This is a genomic window from Pseudomonas sp. B14-6 (assembly GCF_013260315.1).
Classification (GTDB): Bacteria; Pseudomonadota; Gammaproteobacteria; order Pseudomonadales; family Pseudomonadaceae; genus Aquipseudomonas; species Aquipseudomonas mandelii.
Genome location: NZ_CP053929.1, coordinates 5266012 through 5285669, shown reverse-complemented (window position 1 = coordinate 5285669; position 19658 = coordinate 5266012). Strand labels below are relative to the sequence as shown.

Sequence of the window (19658 nt, the reverse complement as noted above, 5' to 3'; positions counted from 1 at the left end):
CTCAAGGAGCCTGCATGTCCAACCTGATTGCCGACTGGCGCGACCGCCCTACCCATCGTCGGGTCTGGGCGCTGGCTGCGCCGATGATTCTTTCGAACATTTCCGTTCCGCTGGTGGCACTGGTCGACAGTACCGTCATCGGCCACCTGCCCCACGCCCATCAGTTGGGCGCCGTCGCGGTCGGGGCCAGCCTGTATACCTTTCTGGCCTGGGGCATGGGCTTTCTGCGCATGGGCACCACCGGTTTTGCCGCCCAGGCCGCCGGGCGCGGGGATGGCGCGGCGTTGCGGCAGATTTTGTTGCAGGGCTTGTTGCTGGCGATGGGGCTGGCGATTGTCTTGGGCGCATTGGGCGTTCCGTTGAGCGGCGTCGCGCTGCACTTCATGCAACCCTCCGCCGAGCTTGACCAACTCACCCGCGAATTTTTCCATACAAGGCTATTCGGCCTGCCGGCGGCGCTGGCCAGTTATGCCCTGGTCGGCTGGTTCCTGGGCACCCAGAACGCCCGGGCCCCGCTGGCGATTCTGCTGAGCACCAACCTGGTGAACATCGCGCTGAACCTGTGGTTCGTGCTCGGACTGGACTGGGGCGTAGTCGGTGCAGCCCGGGCGTCGGTGATCGCCGAATGGACCGGGGCCCTGATCGGCCTGTTCATGACCCGCAAAGCCCTGCGCGCTTATCCCGGCCACATCGCCTGGGCCGCGCTGGCGCTGTGGCAGAGCTGGCGGCCACTGCTGGCCGTCAACCGCGACATTTTCATCCGCAGCCTGGCGTTGCAATCGGTGTTTTTCCTGATCACCGTGCAGGGCGCACGGCTCGGTGATGCCACCGTCGCCGCCAACGCCCTGCTGCTCAACGGCTTGCTACTGACGGCCCACGCGCTGGACGGTCTGGCCCATGCCGTGGAAGCCCTGTGCGGGCATGCCATCGGCGCGCGCGATCGAGAGGCGCTGCGTCGCTCATTGGTGGTCGCCTGCGGCTGGTCGTTGCTGGCGAGCCTGGGTTTTGTCGTGCTGTTCGCCTTCGCCGGGCATTTGTTCATTGAGATGCAGACCGACATCCAGAGTGTGCGCGACACCGCGTTTATCTACCTGCCCTACCTCGCCGCGCTGCCGCTGATTGCCGTGTGGAGTTACCTGCTCGACGGACTGTTCATCGGCGCCACGCGGGCCCGGGAAATGCGCAACGGCATGCTGCTGACGGTCGTTCTGCTGCTGCCGTTCGCCTGGGCACTGCAAGGTTTTGGCAACCATGGGCTGTGGATAACGTTCCTGTTGTTCATGTTGCTGCGCAGCCTGACCCTCGGTGCTTTCGCCTGGTACTTGCGCAAGAACGACGGCTGGTTCGCGGGCAAGGTTTACTGAGTCGGCGTGGCTCTGATGAAGGCGCTGACCTCATCCAGCACCGGCGCCAAACCCCGCATGGGCCGAGACAGTGTCGCCACCAGCGTGGCGTGGCCGGTGCGGGCGAAATAGAAGTCCTGAACCGGCACTCCGGCCTGGCGCAGCTTGCGCGCCAGGCCGCCAGTGTTACGCGTCGGGTTGACCAGATCGTCGTCGCGCGAAGCCATCAACAACGCCGGCGGCGCGCCTCGACTGACGAGATTGATCGGTTGCGACTGCGGCGGAGAATCCGGCCAGAAAAACACGGGCCGCACGTCCGGATTCTGGATGGGCAGGAAATCATAAGGCCCGGCCAGACCGATCCAGCCGCGCAGATCGTGCGGCGACATCCCCACGGCCCCCAGCAAACCGGGGTCCAACGCCAGCATCGCGACGTTATAGGCCCCGGAGCTGTGGCCCATCAGGTACAACCGTTGCGGGTCACCGGAAAACCTGTGGATGTGATCGTGAGTCCAGGCCACGGCTTTAGCGCCATCCTCCAGGAACAAGGGATAGCGTACCTGTGGATACAGTCGATAGTCCGCCAGCACCGCAACCACTCCGCGCGACGCCAGCGCCTCGCCGACAAAAGAGGAATCACTGCGTGAACCGCTGTTCCAGCTGCCGCCGTAGAAAAACACCACCACCGGGGCATTCTCCGGAGGGTGACGAGGCACATACACATCGAGTTTCTGCCGCGGATCATCGCCATAGGCAATCCCTTCGGTCTTGTCGAACGTGCTGTCGGGGGTCAGCGCATTGAGCATTTTCAGCGGTGAACACGCCGTTATCACGGTCAGCAAACAAATGCCCATGGTCAGGCCGAACAGCCAGCGCGTTGTGCTCGCCATCAATGTCGAACCTCGTGTTCAGGGTTGATCGTTCTGCCATAGATTGCGCAAGCTATCGAGACGTTCCTGCTGAGTGATACCCGGTAGCGGCTGCACGGGTGAAGCGTCGGGATACTGCAAGCGTAGCCATAACCAGCCATCGAGCACCGGGCGTTCGCTGAAACCCAGCGCCAGCCCTTCCTGCACGAGGGCCCACAGACTGTTGTAGTCGGTCCCGGTGGACCGGCTCCAATGCCAGACGTGCTGTTCAAGCAGGCAGGTTTGCAAGGTGTCACGCTGCCGGGGCGTCAGGTTTTCTTCGATGGCCAACGGGCTGACGGCAAGCCCGGGATTGAACAACTGCTGCCAACCCTGACTGCCGATTGCCCGGTCGGCCCAGGTTCCGCCGAACCAGCGCAACTGACTGATCGGCCCCAGCCAGCGACTCAATTCCAGGGCATCGCAAGCATCAAAAAAGTAACTGGCGGTGTGGGGGTTGTAGTAACTCAACAAAGCACGGTGATGCAGGCCAAAAGTGACGGTCAGCATGCGACGCAAATGCTCGAGCAACTGCGACGGCGAAGCCTCACTGACCAATAACAAACCGCTCCAGAGGTGCGGTTCGCGCAGGCACAGCTCGGCCAGCGCCGGGCATCCCTTGAGGTCGACCAACACCGGACCGTGCTCGCGTAACGGCTGCAACTCGGTGCTATCGAACAGCCAGAACCGTCGGGCCTGCGCAAACTGCTGGATCAGCCTCGCGCCGGCGCGGGGCTGCCCCGGTACGTCGAGCAACAGCCATTGTGCGGTTGAGTCCGGCGCCTGAGCGACGATCATGCCGCACCGCTCTGGCCAAGCCTTGTCGCGGCCCGGCAGGTGCAAAAGGCTTGCGCGCAATGGCTGAAACTACCCCCGCCAGGCAACAGACACAGCAGCACGATCGGTTCGCTGGATTGCAACAAACGCAGCAATCCGACGCTGGCAGTGTCGGCATCTGTTGTCGTGGTGGGTGGAGGTTCAGACAAGCCTGACGCGTGGGTGAAAGAGGGGCCGGGAAGATACCCGGTGATTAACGGTTGATCCGGATCGCCTTCGATAAAGCTCACCAGTACCTGCGCGCCTTCTCTCAACGGCTTGGCATGCGCGCCGCCCAACTCCGGCGCCAATGGCAGCCAACAGTGGCTGGGCGCAGCGCCTTCGCCCTGATAGACCCAGTCAAATTGCACGGCAACGGGCCTGGTTGAATCGGGTTGCGGCTCATCGACATCGACCACCCACGCCCGCTGCAGGCTGTGCATCCTGGGGTTCATGACCGAATGAGGCGCCGCAAGCGGTACCGCCCCGGCAACGTGGATCTTGTTGCCGTAGGCAAACCCCGGTGTCTGCCCACCCTGATGCTCGACCTGGATCAACAGCCAGCGACGGTTCCAGTCCGTACACGGATGGCCGGACAGCAGAACCCGCTGGCCGCTGCGCAACGTGGTCAAATTCGTCTGACCTTCGCCCGCCTGCGTGTTGCCGTGAACCTTGAAGCGGCGCACCCCAGGCTGTTCGGGGTCGGGTGCAAAAACCATCTCGGCGCCCTGCTGAAAGGGCCCCTGCCTATCACCAACTACCAGACAGTGCCCGCGCGGGTGATGCTCGAAGTGGTAATGGAGCCGTTCCTGGGCACACAGGCGCTGGAGAAACTGCAGATCCGATTCCCGGTACTGCGTGCAGAAATCACGCGGCGGGTAATCGCCGCTCAAGTCAAAGCGCCGATTCTTACCGGTAATGCCATGCTCCTTGAGCACCTGGGCGAGGATTTCGGGCACTGAACGGTTGCTGAAGATGCGCTGGCTGAAACGCTGGGCCAGGCAAGCCAGTTTCGGCTTCAGGCGCACACGGCAAAGCCTGGGCGCAGCACCATGACCCGTCTGGACGAGCTCATGCAACTGCCCGTGAAAACCGGTCCCCGGCGGCCCGAAATGCAAAAAGGCTGGACGGTACAGCAGGCTTGCCAGGTCCAGTGTCGGGTCTTCGATCAGCAGATCCACGTCAAACACAAAGGGTTCGCTGATCGCTTCACTGCCGGTAAAGGCCAAGACCTCAACGGGGTCGGGCAGACCCTCTACATCCAGACGAAATGGCGGCTCGTTGACTGGATCGAACATCGGCGATTCTCTACAGGAGGGGCGGCCGGGGATTCTCTCCGAGAGAGTTGGCCGAGTAGAGAGCCGAAGTACAACTTAGGAAATGACCTACGCGAAAAAAGGACCACGTCGCTTGGATAGCGAGGATGTGAGCCATTTCGCTTGAATTCAGGGAGGCGTCCCACCAGGTCATCTGAAATTTCCGCAGCGCGCGGAACATTTTCCGACAACCTGATGAGACCAGTGCCTTACCTCAAGAAGACAGGTAAGACGAACGGGTCAGGCCCAGGCGCAGAGCGTCGAGGAACTGGGTGCGCTCGGCGGCAGTGATGCGCGCACTTGCGCACTTGTCGCGGTAGTGGGTCATCAGTTCTTCCGGCGACAAGTGCACGTAACGCAGCATGTCTTCGATGGTGTCGTGGGTTTCGATACCCGCGTGATACACGCTACCGTCGGCGTTCTGGTAGATGTTCACCGAGTCGGTGTCACCGAACAGGTTGTGCATGTCGCCGAGAATTTCCTGGTAGGCGCCGACCAGGAAGATACCCAGCAGGTAGTCCTCGCCTTCGTTCAAACCGTGGACTGGCAGACTGGTTTCGATGCTCTGCTCGTCGACGTATTGCTTGATCTTGCCGTCGGAGTCGCAGGTCAGATCCTGCAGCACGGCGCGGCGCAGCGGCTCTTCGTCGAGACGGTGCAGCGGCAGAATCGGCAGGACCTGGCCGATGGCCCAAGTGTCCGGCAGGCTCTGGAAGACCGAGAAGTTGCAGATGTACTTGTCGGCCAGCTTGTCGTTGAGTTCATCGAGCACCTGACGGTGCGAACGCTGACGCGCCTTCAACGAGTTGTGCAGGCGACGGCACACGGCGAAATAGCATTGCTCGGCCAGGGCTTTCTCGGCCAGGGTCAGCTTGCCATCGGCGTACTGGGTGGCCACGTCGCTCATGTAGTGCGTGGCGCGCCAGTAGGTTTCGGTGACCATCTCGATGTCGGTCGGGCCCAACAGGTCAACCAGCCACTGCACGGTCTCCGGCAGCTCTTCCTTGTTGTCGATCTTCGGCACGTCGTCGTTGTGCTTCTCGACGTCGGTCACTTGCACCACCAGCATGGCGTGGTGAGCGGTTAGCGAGCGGCCGCTTTCGGAGAAGATGTTCGGGTGCGGCAGGCTCTGTGCATCGCAGAACTCCTTGAGCATCCCGACCACGACACCGGCGTAATCGTCCATGTCGTAGTTGATCGAACTGGCGTTGCGCGAGTGCGTGCCGTCGTAGTCGACGCCCAGACCGCCACCGACGTCGATGTGGTCAACCGGCAAGCCGAGGTTACGCAGTTCGCCGTAGTAACGAATCGCCTCCTTGAAGCCGTGCTGGTAGTCCGCCAGGTTGGCGATCTGCGAACCCATGTGGAAGTGCAACAGGCGAATGCCTTGATCCAGGCCAGCCGCGCGGAAACGCTCGACCACCGACAACAGCTGCGCCGCCGACAGACCGAACTTGGACTTCTCTCCGCCGGTGTCCGCCCACTTGCTTGAGGCCAGGGACGACAGACGCACACGCAGGCCGACTTGAGGCTTGACCTTCAGCGAAGCGGCTTCTTCGATCACCAGGCCAACTTCGGATTCTTTCTCGATCACGATGAACACGTTGTGGCCCAGCTTCTGGCCCATCAGCGCCAGTCGGATGAACTCGCGGTCCTTGTAACCGTTGCAAACGATGGTGCCGCCCTTTGGCGCCAGGGCCAATACGGCCAGCAGCTCAGGCTTGGAGCCGGCTTCCAGGCCGATGGACACATCCTGGGTGGCGATGATGTTTTCGATCACCGCTTCCTGCTGGTTCACCTTGATCGGGTACAGCGCGGTGTACTTGCTCTGGTATTCCAGGCGCTCGATGTTGGCATCGAACGCGCCGGTCAGCTGACGCACGCGGTCTTGCAGAATGTCAGGGAAACGCACCAGCAGCGGCAAGGACAGGCCGCTTTTGCGCAGCTGGTCGACTTGCTCGAAGAGGTCGATAGGCGAACTGGTCGGACCGTTCGGACGAACTTCGACGCGACCGGCGTCATTGATCGCGAAATACCCGGCCCCCCAATGGCGAATCCCGTAAACACTGCGGCTGTCCGCAACTGTCCATTGGCTGCCATCGTCTTTGCGTGTGCGTCGTACGGACATTGAAGTCCCCTATAAAGAAGTCATAGAGCGTCGCCTGGGTTCAGGCCGGCGCAGTCTAAAGAATGAAAATGACGATTAGCCTGCATGCAAGGGCCATAGACCTCACATTCAGCGCTGAGTTTAGAAACCGGTCAGAACAGGCTCTGTGAAAACCATGTAGACGACGCCAGGCCAGAGTTGAATCAGGACTGGATCAAGCCGAGGGTGGTTTTCACAGAGGCTGCTAGCCGCCGGACTTCTTCGCTTTGAAACCCAGCTTGATCAGTTCAGCCAAGAGTAGCTCGACATGATCGCCCTGGATTTCGATGATTCCGTCTTTCAACGCACCCCCGGTGCCACAGCGTTTCTTCAACGTGGTGGCCAGGTCCTTGAGCGCTTCTTCCGCCAACGGCACGCCGGTGATGGTGGTCACCGTCTTGCCGCCACGCCCCTTGCTTTCGCGACGCACGCGAGCGATGCCGTCGCCAGCCGGGATAACGGTCTGTTTGCAGATGCAGGCGTCCACCGGTTTACTGCAATCCGGGCAATGACGACCTGCGTCGGTGGAAAATACCAGGCCACCAAGGGCGGCGAAGGATGCGGCTTTTTTGGCCACCGGCAATCCTCTTGGGAGGACAAAGACTGGTCGCGGCAACTTGGGAAGCTGCCATCGACCGCGAAGCCCCACTCAGGCAGGGGCAGCGCTACTGGGCCAGACAACGCTGGCTCAGTTTGAAAAGGTCGCGCAGTGTAACGGCAAAAAGCCGACTTGCTAAGAGCCAATCGGCGCCAATTTACTGCTCTTTTGCGACGCCCTTCCCAAGGGCGCGCAGATAACGCTTCAACGCGGCCAGGGAGTCCGGGCAATAAGGCTTTTGCTGGATTTCCAGCATGACCTGCTCGATGGGGATGAAACGCGCTTCCAGCACCTCTTCCGGTTGCAGGATCAACGGGCCGTCCCACACCGCCGAAAACGCCGAACACCAGAGACGATTGCCGGTGTCCTCGAAGAAGAAGTGATCATGGGCGGTCAATTCCACACCGCTCACGCCCAACTCTTCTTCCAGCTCACGGGCAGCCGATTCGACGTACGTCTCGGTGGCGAGCACCATGCCGCCCGCCGCCACATCCCAGTAACCGGGGTAAATGGCTTTGCTCAGGGTTCGACGGTGAACGCACAGTTCACCGACCGAGTTGAACAGCATGATGTAGGTGCCACGCCCGATCAGCCCCCGATCGCGCAGGTCAGAACGGACCAGGGCGCCGAGCAGGTTGTCCTGTTCGTCGACCCAGGCGATGTGTTCGGCATCCGAGGCCGCGCGATGGGCAGCCTCTTTGGCGTTATCGACCATGACTCAGCCCTGATTGAGCAATTGACGCAGATCGATCACTGCCGCGTTGGCACGGGAGATGTAGTTGGCCATGACCAGCGAATGGTTGGCCAGCACACCGAAGCCGCTGCCGTTGAGGATCATCGGGCTCCAGACCGGCTCTTGCGAGGCTTCCAGCTCACGAATGATCTGACGCACGCTGACCGTGGCGTTCTTCTTGGCCAGCACATCGGCGAAATCGACTTCGATGGCGCGCAGCAAGTGGGACAGCGCCCAGGCCTGGCCGCGGGCTTCATAGAACACGTTATCGATCTGCATCCACGGGGTTTCGACGATTTCTTCATCGACCTGTGGCACCTGACCCGGCGCCAGGACTTCGGTTTTCAGCGCGGTGTTGAGTTTGACTCGGCCCACGCTGGCCGACAGCCGTTGCGACAGCGAACCCAGACGGGTGCCGACATCGCCCAGCCAGTTGTTCAGGTTGTCGGCGCGGGCATAGAACAGCGCACTTTTCTGACTCGGGTCGGACAGGCGTGCCTGGTAACGGCTCAGGGAATTGATGCCTTCCTGGTATTCGGACTCACTGGAGGGCAGCACCCAGCTCTTGTTGTCGAAGTTGAAACGCGGCTCGGCCTTGGCCAGGTCAGCGTCTTCGGTGGACTGCGACTGGGAACGGGCGAAGTCCTTACGCATTGCACGACTCAGGTCGCGAACCTGGACCAGCACGCCATATTCCCAGCTCGGCGTATTGTCCATCCACAGACCCGGCGGGAAACGGTCGTTGGAAATATAGCCACCTGGCTTGCTCAGCAATGTACCAGCGACGGTCTTGAGGGTTTCCACCGTGGTGTACCCGACCACCATTTGCTTGCCTTCTTTCTCGGCCGCCACTTGCGCATTCTGTTGAACCGGGAACAGTGCCGGCTCCTGGCTCCAATACCAGCCCAGCCCGATCGTCACCAGCAGGTAAAGGCCAATCAGCGTCGCCAGCGCCCGGCTGAACAACAGACCGCCGACGTAACTGCGGGTGGCCGATTTCGGTTCAGCGGCACGTTCAGGCGCGCTGCCCGCGCGATTCTTCCAGTCCAGCATGGCGATATCCTTTCAATCACTTGAGTTCATCGGTTCGACCACAACCCTACGCCATCGTGCCTCGTTTGCCGCGCATTAAATCCTGCGGGAAATGGCGGGACTTACAATGACCGCGATCAGGGGCCACTATAAATGAAGCACAGCCGCGAGCCTATGCGACCATCCAGTCAGAAACTGAATAAGGCCGCTTTGCAGATTATTGACACACGATGCTCATGGGATTGAAAAGAGGTGCTAGCATAGAGCCACCAGTCGATCTCAGCATGCACCCTAACTAGTAGTCAGGATATGACCGAGCCAGAAGACCCCAGCCGTGAGCGCCTCAAGCACCACTTTGCCCAGCGGGTAATTCATCAGGCACGTCAGATTCTTGAGATATGGCAGCGCCTGCAACGCAGCGAGTGGTCCAACACCGATTTGTCGGAACTGAGCGAGGCCAACCTGCGCCTGCTGCGCTTTGCCGAACGTTTCGAACAACCGGAACACACGCAACTGGCGCGTCACATCGGCCAGTCGCTGGAGGCTGTCGACGCCAATCGCGGACGCCTGAGCAGTGGCCTGATCACCGACCTCAATCGCTTGATGCAGCGCCTGTCGCGCACCGGCCTGCGCCACGGCGATCAGCTCGAACAAACCTTTCTGCCACCGCTGCGCAAGCCGATCTACGTGATGTTGCAGGATCACGACCGCGCCGAGCGCCTGGCCAAGCAGCTGGAATTTTTCGGGCTCAGCGCCCAATCCCTGGACAGCGTCGCGGCGTTTCGCTCCTCTATGATCGAGCGCCTGCCCGCCGCCATCGTCATGGACGTGGACTTCAGTGGCGCCGGCATCGGCCTGAAACTGGCCGCCGAAGCCCAGGTCGGACTGGATGAGCCTTTACCGCTGTTGTTCTTCAGCTTGCTCGAAACAGACACCCCGACCCGCCTCGCCGCCGTGCGCGCCGGTGGCCAGGAGTTTCTCACCGGCACCCTCGAAGCCTCGAGCCTGCTGGAGAAGATCGAAGTCCTGACCTGTGTCGCCCAGTACGAACCTTATAAAGTGCTGATCATCGACGACTCCCGCGCTCAGGCCTTGCACACCGAGCGCCTGCTGAACAGCGCCGGAATCGTCACGCGCACCCTGATCGACCCGATTCAGGCCATGGCCGAACTGGCGGACTTTCAGCCGGACCTGATCATCCTCGACATGTACATGCCGACCTGCACCGGCACGGAACTGGCCAAGGTGATCCGGCACAACGACCGCTACGTGAGCGTACCGATCATTTACCTGTCCGCCGAAGATGATCTGGACAAGCAACTCGACGCCATGAGCGAAGGCGGCGACGACTTCCTGACCAAACCGATCAAGCCGCGGCACCTGATCACCACTGTGCGCAACCGCGCGGCGCGGGCACGCAATCTGAAAGCACGGATGGTGCGCGACAGCCTGACCGGTTTGTACAACCACACCCACATCCTGCAATTGCTCGAGGACTGCAGCTTCCGCGCCCGCCGCGAGAGCAAGCCGTTGAGTTTTGCGATGCTCGACATCGACCACTTCAAACGGGTCAACGACAGCCACGGCCACCCCATGGGCGACCGGGTCATCAAGAGCCTGGCGCTGTTTCTCAAGCAGCGGTTGCGCAAAACAGATTTCATCGGCCGCTACGGTGGCGAGGAATTCGCCATCGTCATGCCGGACACCGATCTCGAAGCGGCCCACAGAGTGCTCGATGAAATCCGTCAGCGGTTTGCCGAAATCCACTACCCGGCCCAGCCCCAGGATTTGTGGTGCACGTTCAGCGCCGGGGTGGTGGAGCTGTGCGACCACTCCGACAGCCTGATGATGGCCAGCCAGGCGGACGAAGCGCTGTACCGCGCCAAGGACGGTGGACGCAACCGCGTGCAGGCTGCGCGGACATCAAAGCAAAGTGCCACTTTTTCATCGGAATGGACCCATTCGGTCATAACCCTGTAACAGAAACGCAATAACTTCAGGCGCTTACCATTCTGCCGTTGGTAGACCCGCGATGCGCCTGAAGCTGCTGACCAATCTCAACACCCTCCTTTTAGTCGCCGTGTGCGTGGCCCTTGGCGCGACGCTCTGGTGGTCGCAAAAAGCCCTCGAACGCCCCTATCTGCTGATGGAGCGTTACCTCGGTTTGTCCCAGCAATTTCAAAATGAAGTGGCGCGCAACGTCGAGGATTATCTCGCCAGCGGCGATGCCCTGCGCCTGAGCAGCGCCAGCCAGGCCATCGACAGCCTGCAAAAGGAACTCGGTGAATTACCGCCAGCCCTGGCCGACACCTTGCGTCCGAGCCTGTCGAACCTGAGTGAATTCAGCAAGACCGACCTGCTGGCTGCCGGCAAACTTGCCGGGGACCCTCAAGCCTTGCTGCTGCAAGCTGAACGTGAACTCGGCGCCAGCCTCGATCAGCTCAGCCAATACGCCAGCGGGAACGCAGCGTACCTCGCGCCCTTGCTCGCCGCGTCCCAGCACCTGGGCAAACTGTCGCTGGCGCGGGACAAACTGGTCAGCAGCGGTCGCAGTGAACTGGCCGCCGATGTCGAACGCGAAGTCGCCAGCATTCGTGCGCAGTCCGAGCTGATAGGCGCCTTGCCGCTGCTCGGGGTGGCCGCCAGCAGCGAATCCGGCACCGATGATTTCGCCGCGATGATGGGGCTGGAGAACACCGAAAAAACCGTCGCCGAAGATGCCGGTGTCGCCCTCAAACGGGAACTCAACAGCTTGCTGACGCGTTACCCCGCTGAACTGGCGCGCACTCGCGAGCAAATCCAGAAACGCACCGACCTCAGCACCGCGACGCACCTGAAGATCGCCGACGTACAGCACGCCATTGCCGGACTGGAGCCGGTGGTCCGCGCCCAGCACGGGCAGATCCAGGGCGAAGTACGCTTGATGCAGGGCGTGATGATCGGCCTGATTCTGCTGATCGCCTTGTTGATCGACACCTTGCAACGCAAGCTGGCCCGGACACTGACCAACCTCGCTCCGGCCCTGTCGACCTGGGCCGAAGGCGACTTCAGCCAGGAAATTCAATTGGGCAAGACCAATCGCGAACTGCATGACATTGAAGCCTCGCTCAACCGCTTGCGCGCATACCTGGCGGACCTGGTCGGGACTATTCGTCTCAATGCCGAGCAGGTCGCCGGCAGTAGCCGCACTTTGGCCGAGTTGAGCAACGACTTGCACAGCGGTGCCGAACATCAGGCCGGCGACACCGCGCTGATCCGCGATTCTCTCGGCGAACTGGAAGCAACGATCCAACAAGTTGCTGGCGATGCCAGCCAGGCCGCCGACGCCAGTCGTCATGCCGGAATCGCGGTCGAGCATGGCCAGAAAGTTATCGGCCTGAGCCTCACCGGCCTGCATGCGCTGGTGGGTGAAGTGCAAGGCAATGCGCAGATGATCGAACACCTGGCAGAAGAATCGGCGACCATCGGCGGCGTGCTGACGGTCATCCGCTCGATTGCCGACCAGACCAACCTGCTGGCCCTGAACGCCGCCATCGAAGCCGCCCGCGCCGGGGAAATGGGTCGTGGGTTTGCGGTGGTGGCGGAAGAGGTTCGCTCGTTGGCGCAACGCACGGCCGGGGCCACCGCAGAGATCCAGACCTTGATCGCCGGCCTGCAAACCGCCGCGCGGCAATCGGTGGAAGGCATGCGCGCCCAGGTCGAACACGCCGAAGCCACGGCCAATCAGGCTCAGGCTGCCGACGGTGCATTGGATAAAATCGTCGGGGCGATCCAGACCATTTCCGACACCGCCGTGCGCATTGCCGATGTCACTGCGCAGCAGAGTGGTGCGGTCAGTGAGATCCGTGATCACAGTGAGCGAATTCACCAATTGGGTGGGGATAATTTGTTGCGCATTGGCGAGGGGCGCGTACAAGGGGAGAACCTGCTGGTATTGGGCGCACGCTTGCATACCGCCGTTCAAGCCTTCCGCGTCTGATAGACCGCCATGCCTCGCTCCTACAGGGGCGGGGCAATCCGCGCGACTGTCCGCTATCATGCCCCCAATTCCGATACGCGAGATTGTCATGCGCCGTTTGCTCTGCCTGCTGCTTTTAGTGCTCGCCCTGCCGGCAAACGCCGCCGGGTTGCTGGAGAGTCGACCCAGTTCCACCTTGGGCTCGATCAACAACAGTGCCGACTTCCTGCCGGTGCGCGAGGCATTTCAGCTGAGCCTGGTCGACAGCACGCCGCAATCGATCAAGCTGCGTTTTGTCGCCACCGAGGGTTACTACCTCTATCGGCACCGCTTTCAGTTTCGCGCCGAACCGGCCGAAGTTGGCCTTGGCGCGGCGCAATTGCCCAAGGGCGAACAAAAGCACGATGAGTACTTTGGCGACGTCGAGGTCTATCACGGCGTGCTCGACGTCGAAGTGCCACGCACCGATCCCCGCGCCTTCACGCTGGCCGTGACCTATCAGGGCTGCGCCGACAAAGGCCTGTGTTATCCGCCCGAAACCGAACGACTGAACATTGATGGCATTGGCGCAACGACGCCCGCCACGGCCCAGAGCTGGAGCTGGCGCGAGCTCGCCTTGTTCTTCCTTGCGGGTCTGGGCCTGACCTTCACCCCGTGCGTACTGCCGATGCTGCCGATCCTCTCCGGCGTGGTTTTGCGCGGCCAGATCGGTGGGTTGCGCGGTTTCAATCTGTCGCTCGCGTATGTACTGCCCATGGCCGCCTGCTTCGCCCTGCTGGGTGCGTTGATGGGAATGTTCGGCGCCCAGCTCAACCTTCAGGCGCGTCTGCAATCGGCGTGGGTGCTGGTGCCGTTCGCGATGTTTTTTGCGGTGTTTGCCCTCGCGATGTTTGGCGTGTTCGAACTCAAGCTGCCACATGCCATCAGCAGTCGCCTGGACCGGATCGCCGGGCGTACCGAAGGCGGTTCGTTATGGGGCGCCGCGGTCCTGGGCGTGGTGTCCAGCCTGCTGGTGTCGCCTTGCGTCTCGGCGCCGCTGGCCGGTGCATTGCTTTATATCAGCGCCAGCGGCGATGCACTGGGGGGAGGCTTGAAACTGTTCATGCTCGGCCTCGGCATGGGGGCGCCGTTGTTACTCGTGGCCACCGGCGGCGCAGCCTGGCTGCCGAAAAGCGGGCCGTGGCTGGTCTATGTAAAAAATGCCATTGGCGTGTTGTTGCTGGGATTGGCAATCGGGCTGGTCAGTCGCGTATTGCCGGGGCAAATCACCTTGCTGCTGATCGGTTTGCTGGCCGGTGGCGTCGGCTTGTTCATGGGCGCGCTGGAATTCGTCTACAAACCGCCACGAAAACGCCTCGGCCAACTGCTCGGGATGTTTCTGCTGTTTTACGCACTGGCCTGTTGGTTCGGGGCGTTCAGCGGGCAGACCGACCCGTTCAACCCGATTGGCCAACCGCGCATCATTGCCGGCACCGAACAGCCGCAAAACACCAGCGCCTGGCAAACCATCAGCACCCCGGCAGACCTGGATCGCGTCCTCGCCGAGGCCAAATCCGCCAACACCCCGCTGCTGCTCGACTGGTACGCCGACTGGTGCATCAGCTGCAAAGTCATCGAACGCGAAGTGCTCAACGACGCCACCGTCATCGAACGCCTGAAAGGCTATCGCCTCGTGCGTTTCGATATCACTGCCAGCAACGCCGAACAACGTGCCCTGCTCGATCGCTACAAACTGTTCGGCCCTCCGGCCCTGATGTTTTTCGGCAAGGACGGTGTCGAACGCGCCGATGTGCGAGTGATCGGCGAGATCAGCGCGACAGACTTCGCCGAACGTGTTGCGAAAGCAAATGACCGGATTTAACAGGCCGGTCACATATTTCGCGCAAACATCGGCCATCGTGCTGGCTTTTGCATAGAACTGGACAGTCACAAAGGCTTTGCGGCATAGTCGCCGGGTTCTGACAACTGCACACAGATAACAAGGAACAGCAGATGGCGACGCTATTGGTTCTGCACGGACCCAACCTGAACTTGCTCGGCACCCGCGAACCGGGCACCTATGGCGCTACGACACTGGCGCAGATCAACCAGGACCTGGAACGCCGTGCCCGTGAAGCCGGCCATCATCTGCTGTACCTGCAAAGCAACGCCGAGTACGAATTGATTGACCGCATCCACGCCGCAAAAGGCGAAGGTGTGGACTTCATTCTGATCAACCCAGCAGCTTTTACGCACACAAGTGTCGCATTACGTGACGCGCTGCTGGCGGTGAGCATCCCATTCATCGAAGTGCATTTGTCTAACGTGCACAAACGCGAACCTTTCCGCCATCACTCTTACTTCTCCGACGTAGCGGTGGGAGTGATCTGCGGCCTTGGCGCCAGCGGTTATCGACTGGCCCTGGAGGCCGCCCTGGAACAGCTTGAACAACAAGCTATACGCCCCTGACCGACCCTTGGGAGTTGATGATTCATGGATATCCGTAAAGTTAAGAAACTGATCGAACTGCTGGAAGAGTCCGGCATCGACGAGCTCGAGATCAAGGAAGGCGAAGAGTCCGTACGCATCAGCCGTCATAGCAAGACCCCGGCTCAGCAGTTCTACGCACCGGCTCCGATGCATGCACAGGCGCCTGCGCCAGTGGCTGCTGCTCCGGTTGCCGCTGCAGCGCCTGCGGCTCCCGTCGCGCCAGTGCTGAACGGCACCGTTGCCCGTTCGCCGATGGTCGGCACCTTCTATCGCAAATCTTCGCCAAGCTCGCCGTCCTTCGTTGAAGTCGGCCAGACCGTGAAGAAAGGCGACACTCTGTGCATCGTCGAAGCCATGAAGATGATGAACCACATCGAAGCTGAAACCAGCGGTGTGATCGAATCCATCCTCGTCGAAGACGGCCAGCCGGTTGAGTACGACCAACCGCTGTTCACCATCGTTTGAAACGCGGAGAAACTTTGATGACTGCGAAGTTGGAAAAAGTTCTGATCGCCAACCGCGGTGAGATTGCCCTGCGGATCCTGCGTGCCTGCAAAGAGATGGGCATCAAGACTGTCGCCGTTTACTCCAAGGCCGACAAAGAGCTGATGCACCTGGGCCTGGCAGACGAATCCGTCTGCATCGGTCCGGCCTCGGCCGCCCACTCTTACCTGCACATTCCGGCCATCATCGCCGCGGCCGAAGTGACCGGCGCCACCGCCATTCACCCAGGCTACGGTTTCCTTGCGGAAAACGCTGATTTCGCTGAACAGGTCGAGAACTCCGGCTTCGCGTTCATTGGCCCGAAAGCCGACACCATTCGCCTGATGGGCGACAAGGTATCGGCCAAGCACGCCATGATCGCTGCTGGCGTTCCAACCGTTCCGGGGTCCGACGGCCCGTTGCCTGAAGACGAAGAAACCGCTTTGCGCATCGGTCGCGAAGTCGGTTACCCGGTGATCATCAAAGCCGCTGGCGGCGGTGGTGGTCGCGGCATGCGCGTTGTGCATAAAGAAGAAGACCTGATCTCCTTCGCCAAACTGACCCGCACCGAAGCAGGCGCGGCGTTCGGTAACCCGATGGTCTATCTGGAAAAATTCCTGACTAACCCACGTCACGTGGAAGTCCAGGTGCTTTCCGACGGCCAGGGTCACGCCATCCATCTGGGCGACCGCGATTGCTCGCTGCAACGTCGTCACCAGAAGGTTCTCGAAGAAGCGCCGGCACCGGGCATCGATGAGAAGGCACGGGCTGAAGTCCTCGCACGCTGCGTCAAGGCTTGCATCGACATCAACTACCGTGGCGCGGGTACTTTCGAGTTCCTGTACGAGAACGGCGCGTTCTATTTCATCGAAATGAACACCCGCGTTCAGGTTGAGCACCCGGTTTCGGAAATGGTCACTGGCATCGACATCGTCAAGGAGATGCTCAGCATCGCCGCTGGCAACAAGCTGTCGTACACCCAGGAAGACGTGGTTATCCGCGGCCATGCCCTGGAATGCCGGATCAACGCCGAAGACCCGAAAACCTTCATGCCGAGCCCAGGCACGGTCAAGCATTTCCACGCTCCAGGCGGCAACGGCGTTCGCGTCGATTCGCACCTGTACAGCGGTTATGCCGTTCCGCCGAACTACGATTCGTTGATCGGCAAGCTGATCACCTACGGCGCAACCCGTGACGAAGCATTGGCGCGCATGCGCAATGCGCTGGACGAAATCGTTGTCGACGGGATCAAGACCAACATCCCGCTGCACCGCGACCTGGTCCGCGATGAAGGCTTCTGCAAAGGTGGTATCAACATCCACTACCTGGAACACAAGCTGGCTGGCGACAAGCATTAAGCTTTAGCCCGTCCAACAAAGCCGCCTTCGGGCGGCTTTGTTGTTTCTGGAGGTTACAACTCCTGCAGGAGCGAGGCTTGCCCGCGAACCATACGCCGAGGTATTGCAGACTCACCGCGTCACCGCGTCACCGCGTCATCGCGCTTCGCGGGCAAGCCTCGCTCCTACAAACTGCATACCAGTGTCGGCCTTGTCGTCTTCTGCCGCGCGCTCGCGTAAACTTGCGCGCTTCTCGCAGCCCGCTAGGCTGCAATCAATATTTTTCAAAGGTGCCCGCCATGCCTTGGCTGCAAGTCCGTCTCGCCATCAGCCCAGAACAAGCCGAAACCTACGAAGACGCTTTCCTTGAAGTGGGCGCCGTGTCGGTGACGTTCATGGACGCCGAAGATCAGCCGATCTTCGAACCTGAACTCAACACCACGCCGTTATGGTCGCACACTCATCTGCTGGCCCTGTTCGAAGGCGGCACTGAAGCGGCCAGTGTGCTGGCTCATCTTGAGTTGCTGACCGGCAGCCCGCTGCCCGAGCATCACAGCGAAGTCATCGAAGACCAGGACTGGGAACGCAGCTGGATGGACGACTTCCAGCCAATGCGCTTCGGTCAACGCCTGTGGATCGTCCCAAGCTGGCACGCTGCCCCTGAACCCGACGCTGTGAACATTCTGCTCGACCCGGGCCTGGCGTTCGGCACCGGCACCCACCCGACCACTGCACTGTGCCTGGAATGGCTCGATGGTCAGGACCTCAAGGACTGCCACGTCCTCGACTTCGGTTGCGGCTCGGGGATTTTGGCGATTGCCGCCCTGCTGCTGGGCGCCAAGGAAGCCGTCGGCACCGACATCGACGTGCAGGCGCTGGAAGCTTCCCGCGACAACGCCGGGCGCAACAATATTGCCGACGCGCTCTTCCCGCTGTACCTGCCGGAAGATCTGCCACAGGTTCAAGCCGATGTGCTGGTGGCCAACATTCTGGCCGGACCGCTGGTGTCCCTGGCGCCGCAATTGTCCAGCCTGGTCAAGCCTGGCGGTCGTCTGGCGTTGTCGGGCATCCTCGCCGAGCAAGGCGAAGAAGTCGCCAAAGCCTACGCTCAAGATTTCGATCTGGACCCGATCGCCAATCGCGATGGCTGGGTGCGCATCACTGGCCGTCGGCGCTAGAATGAACGCCTGCATAAACCGGATCGCCGCATGACCGACAGCTTCGTCACCCAGTGCCCGCATTGCCAAACCAGCTTCCGCGTCAGCCATGCTCAATTGAGCGTGGCCCGTGGAGTGGTTCGTTGCGGCTCGTGCTTGCAGGTGTTCAACGCCGCCAAGCAGCTGCTTGAGCAACGGGGCGCCAAGGAAACTGTCCAGCCGGTAGCCCCGGCCATTGTCGAACCGCCGGTACAGCGCGCCATCAGCCAAAAGCAATGGTCCGCCGCCGAAATGGATCTGGACAGCCTGGACCTGGACGAAGAACTCGCCCGGCTCGAACAGCGGGAAATCCAGCCCACCACGCAATTCGGCCAGCACCGCGAAAACGGTCTCAGTGCTCGCCGCGACTCTGTCGAGCACGACGATGAACCCTGGTCCGACAGTCTCTTCAGCGAATCGGCGGCCGATCGTGCCCAGGCGGTCGAAGCCGAACCACGGGAAACGCAGCCAGTACCGAGCAAGCACTCGCGCACCGAACCGTCATTCTCGCTGGAACCGGTTGATCTGGACGACGAGCCCCAGGTGCCGCAACTGCGCCTGAATGATCCGCTCGACACGCCCCTGCACCATGATCGCCTGTCGGCAACCGATGCACCTGACGACGACCTGCCCCCGATTGCCCCTCTGCGCAAGCGACACGAACGCAGCGAGTCGACCGAACGTGCCGACGCCCTGCAGGACCTGACCGACGATCCGCTGCAACTGGATTGGCAAAAACGTCGCTCCCCCTGGGGCCGACGGCTTTTCTGGCTGCTGCTGGTCCTGATCGGTGCCGGTGCTCTCGCCGGCCAATACATCGCTTACCACTTCGACGAACTGGCGCGCCAGGATCAATACCGTCCATGGTTCCAGCAACTGTGCCCGCAAGTCGGCTGCACGGTGCCATCGAAAGTTGATATCGCGAAAATCAAAAGCAGCAACCTGGTGGTCCGCAGTCACCCCGACTTCAACGGTGCCTTGGTGGTGGATGCGATCATCTACAACCGCGCGCCCTTCTCCCAGCCCTTCCCGCTGCTGGAACTGCGCTTCGCCGACCTTAACGGCCACCTGATCGCCAGCCGGCGCTTCAAACCCGGCGAGTACCTCAACGGCGACCTCGAAGGCTTGGCAGAGATGCCGCCGCAAACGCCGATCCACATCGCACTGGATATCCTCGATCCAGGCTCCAAAGCGGTGAATTACAGCCTGAGCTTTCATTCGCCCGAGTGAAACGCTTCAGTGTTACGGCATTGACGGCATATTTCTGACTTTGACCGCTCATACCAAACCGCTGGCGATAACAGAATTACTGTTCAGATTTTG

Annotated in this window: 16 protein-coding genes; 9 read left to right on the top strand and 7 right to left on the bottom strand. The window is 61.1% G+C overall.

Annotated features, from left to right (window positions below; translation table 11 throughout):
* Nucleotides 1–14 precede the first annotated feature (14 nt).
* Nucleotides 15–1364, top strand: coding sequence for an MATE family efflux transporter (locus HP062_RS24010; protein ID WP_172792123.1), 1350 nt, complete (start codon nucleotides 15–17; stop codon nucleotides 1362–1364).
* On the opposite strand, the gene HP062_RS24005 is transcribed toward HP062_RS24010, so the two are convergent.
* From HP062_RS24005 to HP062_RS23975, 7 genes are all read right to left on the bottom strand, one after another.
* Nucleotides 1358–2233 carry an alpha/beta hydrolase gene (locus HP062_RS24005; RefSeq protein ID WP_172792122.1) on the bottom strand — a complete coding sequence of 292 codons (876 nt, stop codon included), beginning with the start codon at nucleotides 2231–2233 and terminating at the stop codon, nucleotides 1358–1360. The genes HP062_RS24010 and HP062_RS24005 overlap by 7 nt on opposite strands.
* 18 nt (nucleotides 2234–2251) lie before the next feature.
* A complete protein-coding gene (locus tag HP062_RS24000) occupies nucleotides 2252–3049 on the bottom strand; it encodes a DUF4123 domain-containing protein (RefSeq protein ID WP_145310629.1) in 798 nt (265 codons plus the stop codon).
* A complete protein-coding gene (locus HP062_RS23995) occupies nucleotides 3046–4365 on the bottom strand; it encodes a type VI secretion system Vgr family protein (protein WP_172792121.1) in 1320 nt (439 codons plus the stop codon). Before HP062_RS23995 ends, HP062_RS24000 begins: the two co-directional genes overlap by 4 nt.
* A 232-nt stretch (nucleotides 4366–4597) precedes the next feature.
* Nucleotides 4598–6511 (bottom strand): arginine decarboxylase, encoded by a 1914-nt coding sequence (speA, locus tag HP062_RS23990; protein WP_010463866.1) that lies wholly within the window; start codon nucleotides 6509–6511, stop codon nucleotides 4598–4600.
* Nucleotides 6512–6734: 223 nt separating this feature from the next.
* Nucleotides 6735–7106 carry a translation initiation factor Sui1 gene (locus tag HP062_RS23985; protein ID WP_010463867.1) on the bottom strand — a complete coding sequence of 124 codons (372 nt, stop codon included), beginning with the start codon at nucleotides 7104–7106 and terminating at the stop codon, nucleotides 6735–6737.
* A gap of 178 nt (nucleotides 7107–7284) precedes the next feature.
* Entirely contained in the window at nucleotides 7285–7842 is a 558-nt protein-coding gene (locus HP062_RS23980) for an NUDIX hydrolase (RefSeq protein WP_172792120.1), read from the bottom strand.
* Between the two features lie 3 nt (nucleotides 7843–7845).
* Nucleotides 7846–8913 carry a DUF2333 family protein gene (locus HP062_RS23975; RefSeq protein WP_010463871.1) on the bottom strand — a complete coding sequence of 356 codons (1068 nt, stop codon included), beginning with the start codon at nucleotides 8911–8913 and terminating at the stop codon, nucleotides 7846–7848.
* Between the two features lie 288 nt (nucleotides 8914–9201).
* On the opposite strand from HP062_RS23975, the gene gcbA reads away from it, so the two are divergent.
* From gcbA to HP062_RS23935, 8 genes are all read left to right on the top strand, one after another.
* On the top strand, nucleotides 9202–10872 hold the full coding sequence (gene gcbA / locus HP062_RS23970; protein ID WP_010463874.1) for a diguanylate cyclase GcbA: 1671 nt from the start codon (nucleotides 9202–9204) through the stop codon (nucleotides 10870–10872).
* A gap of 52 nt (nucleotides 10873–10924) precedes the next feature.
* Nucleotides 10925–12871: a methyl-accepting chemotaxis protein gene (locus HP062_RS23965; protein ID WP_172792119.1), complete on the top strand. Its 1947-nt coding sequence runs from the start codon at nucleotides 10925–10927 to the stop codon at nucleotides 12869–12871.
* 88 nt (nucleotides 12872–12959) lie between these two features.
* Nucleotides 12960–14711 carry a protein-disulfide reductase DsbD gene (locus tag HP062_RS23960; RefSeq protein WP_010463878.1) on the top strand — a complete coding sequence of 584 codons (1752 nt, stop codon included), beginning with the start codon at nucleotides 12960–12962 and terminating at the stop codon, nucleotides 14709–14711.
* Nucleotides 14712–14842: 131 nt separating this feature from the next.
* Nucleotides 14843–15298, top strand: coding sequence for a type II 3-dehydroquinate dehydratase (gene aroQ, locus HP062_RS23955; protein ID WP_010463880.1), 456 nt, complete (start codon nucleotides 14843–14845; stop codon nucleotides 15296–15298).
* 24 nt (nucleotides 15299–15322) lie between these two features.
* Nucleotides 15323–15784: an acetyl-CoA carboxylase biotin carboxyl carrier protein gene (gene accB, locus HP062_RS23950; protein ID WP_010463882.1), complete on the top strand. Its 462-nt coding sequence runs from the start codon at nucleotides 15323–15325 to the stop codon at nucleotides 15782–15784.
* Nucleotides 15785–15801: 17 nt separating this feature from the next.
* The gene (gene accC, locus HP062_RS23945) at nucleotides 15802–17160 is read left to right on the top strand and encodes an acetyl-CoA carboxylase biotin carboxylase subunit (RefSeq protein WP_010463885.1); all 1359 of its coding nucleotides are present in this window, start codon (nucleotides 15802–15804) and stop codon (nucleotides 17158–17160) included.
* 278 nt (nucleotides 17161–17438) lie between these two features.
* A complete protein-coding gene (gene prmA, locus HP062_RS23940) occupies nucleotides 17439–18317 on the top strand; it encodes a 50S ribosomal protein L11 methyltransferase (protein WP_010463886.1) in 879 nt (292 codons plus the stop codon).
* A 30-nt stretch (nucleotides 18318–18347) separates the two neighbouring features.
* Nucleotides 18348–19565 (top strand): DUF3426 domain-containing protein, encoded by a 1218-nt coding sequence (locus tag HP062_RS23935; RefSeq protein ID WP_172792118.1) that lies wholly within the window; start codon nucleotides 18348–18350, stop codon nucleotides 19563–19565.
* Nucleotides 19566–19658 lie beyond the last annotated feature (93 nt).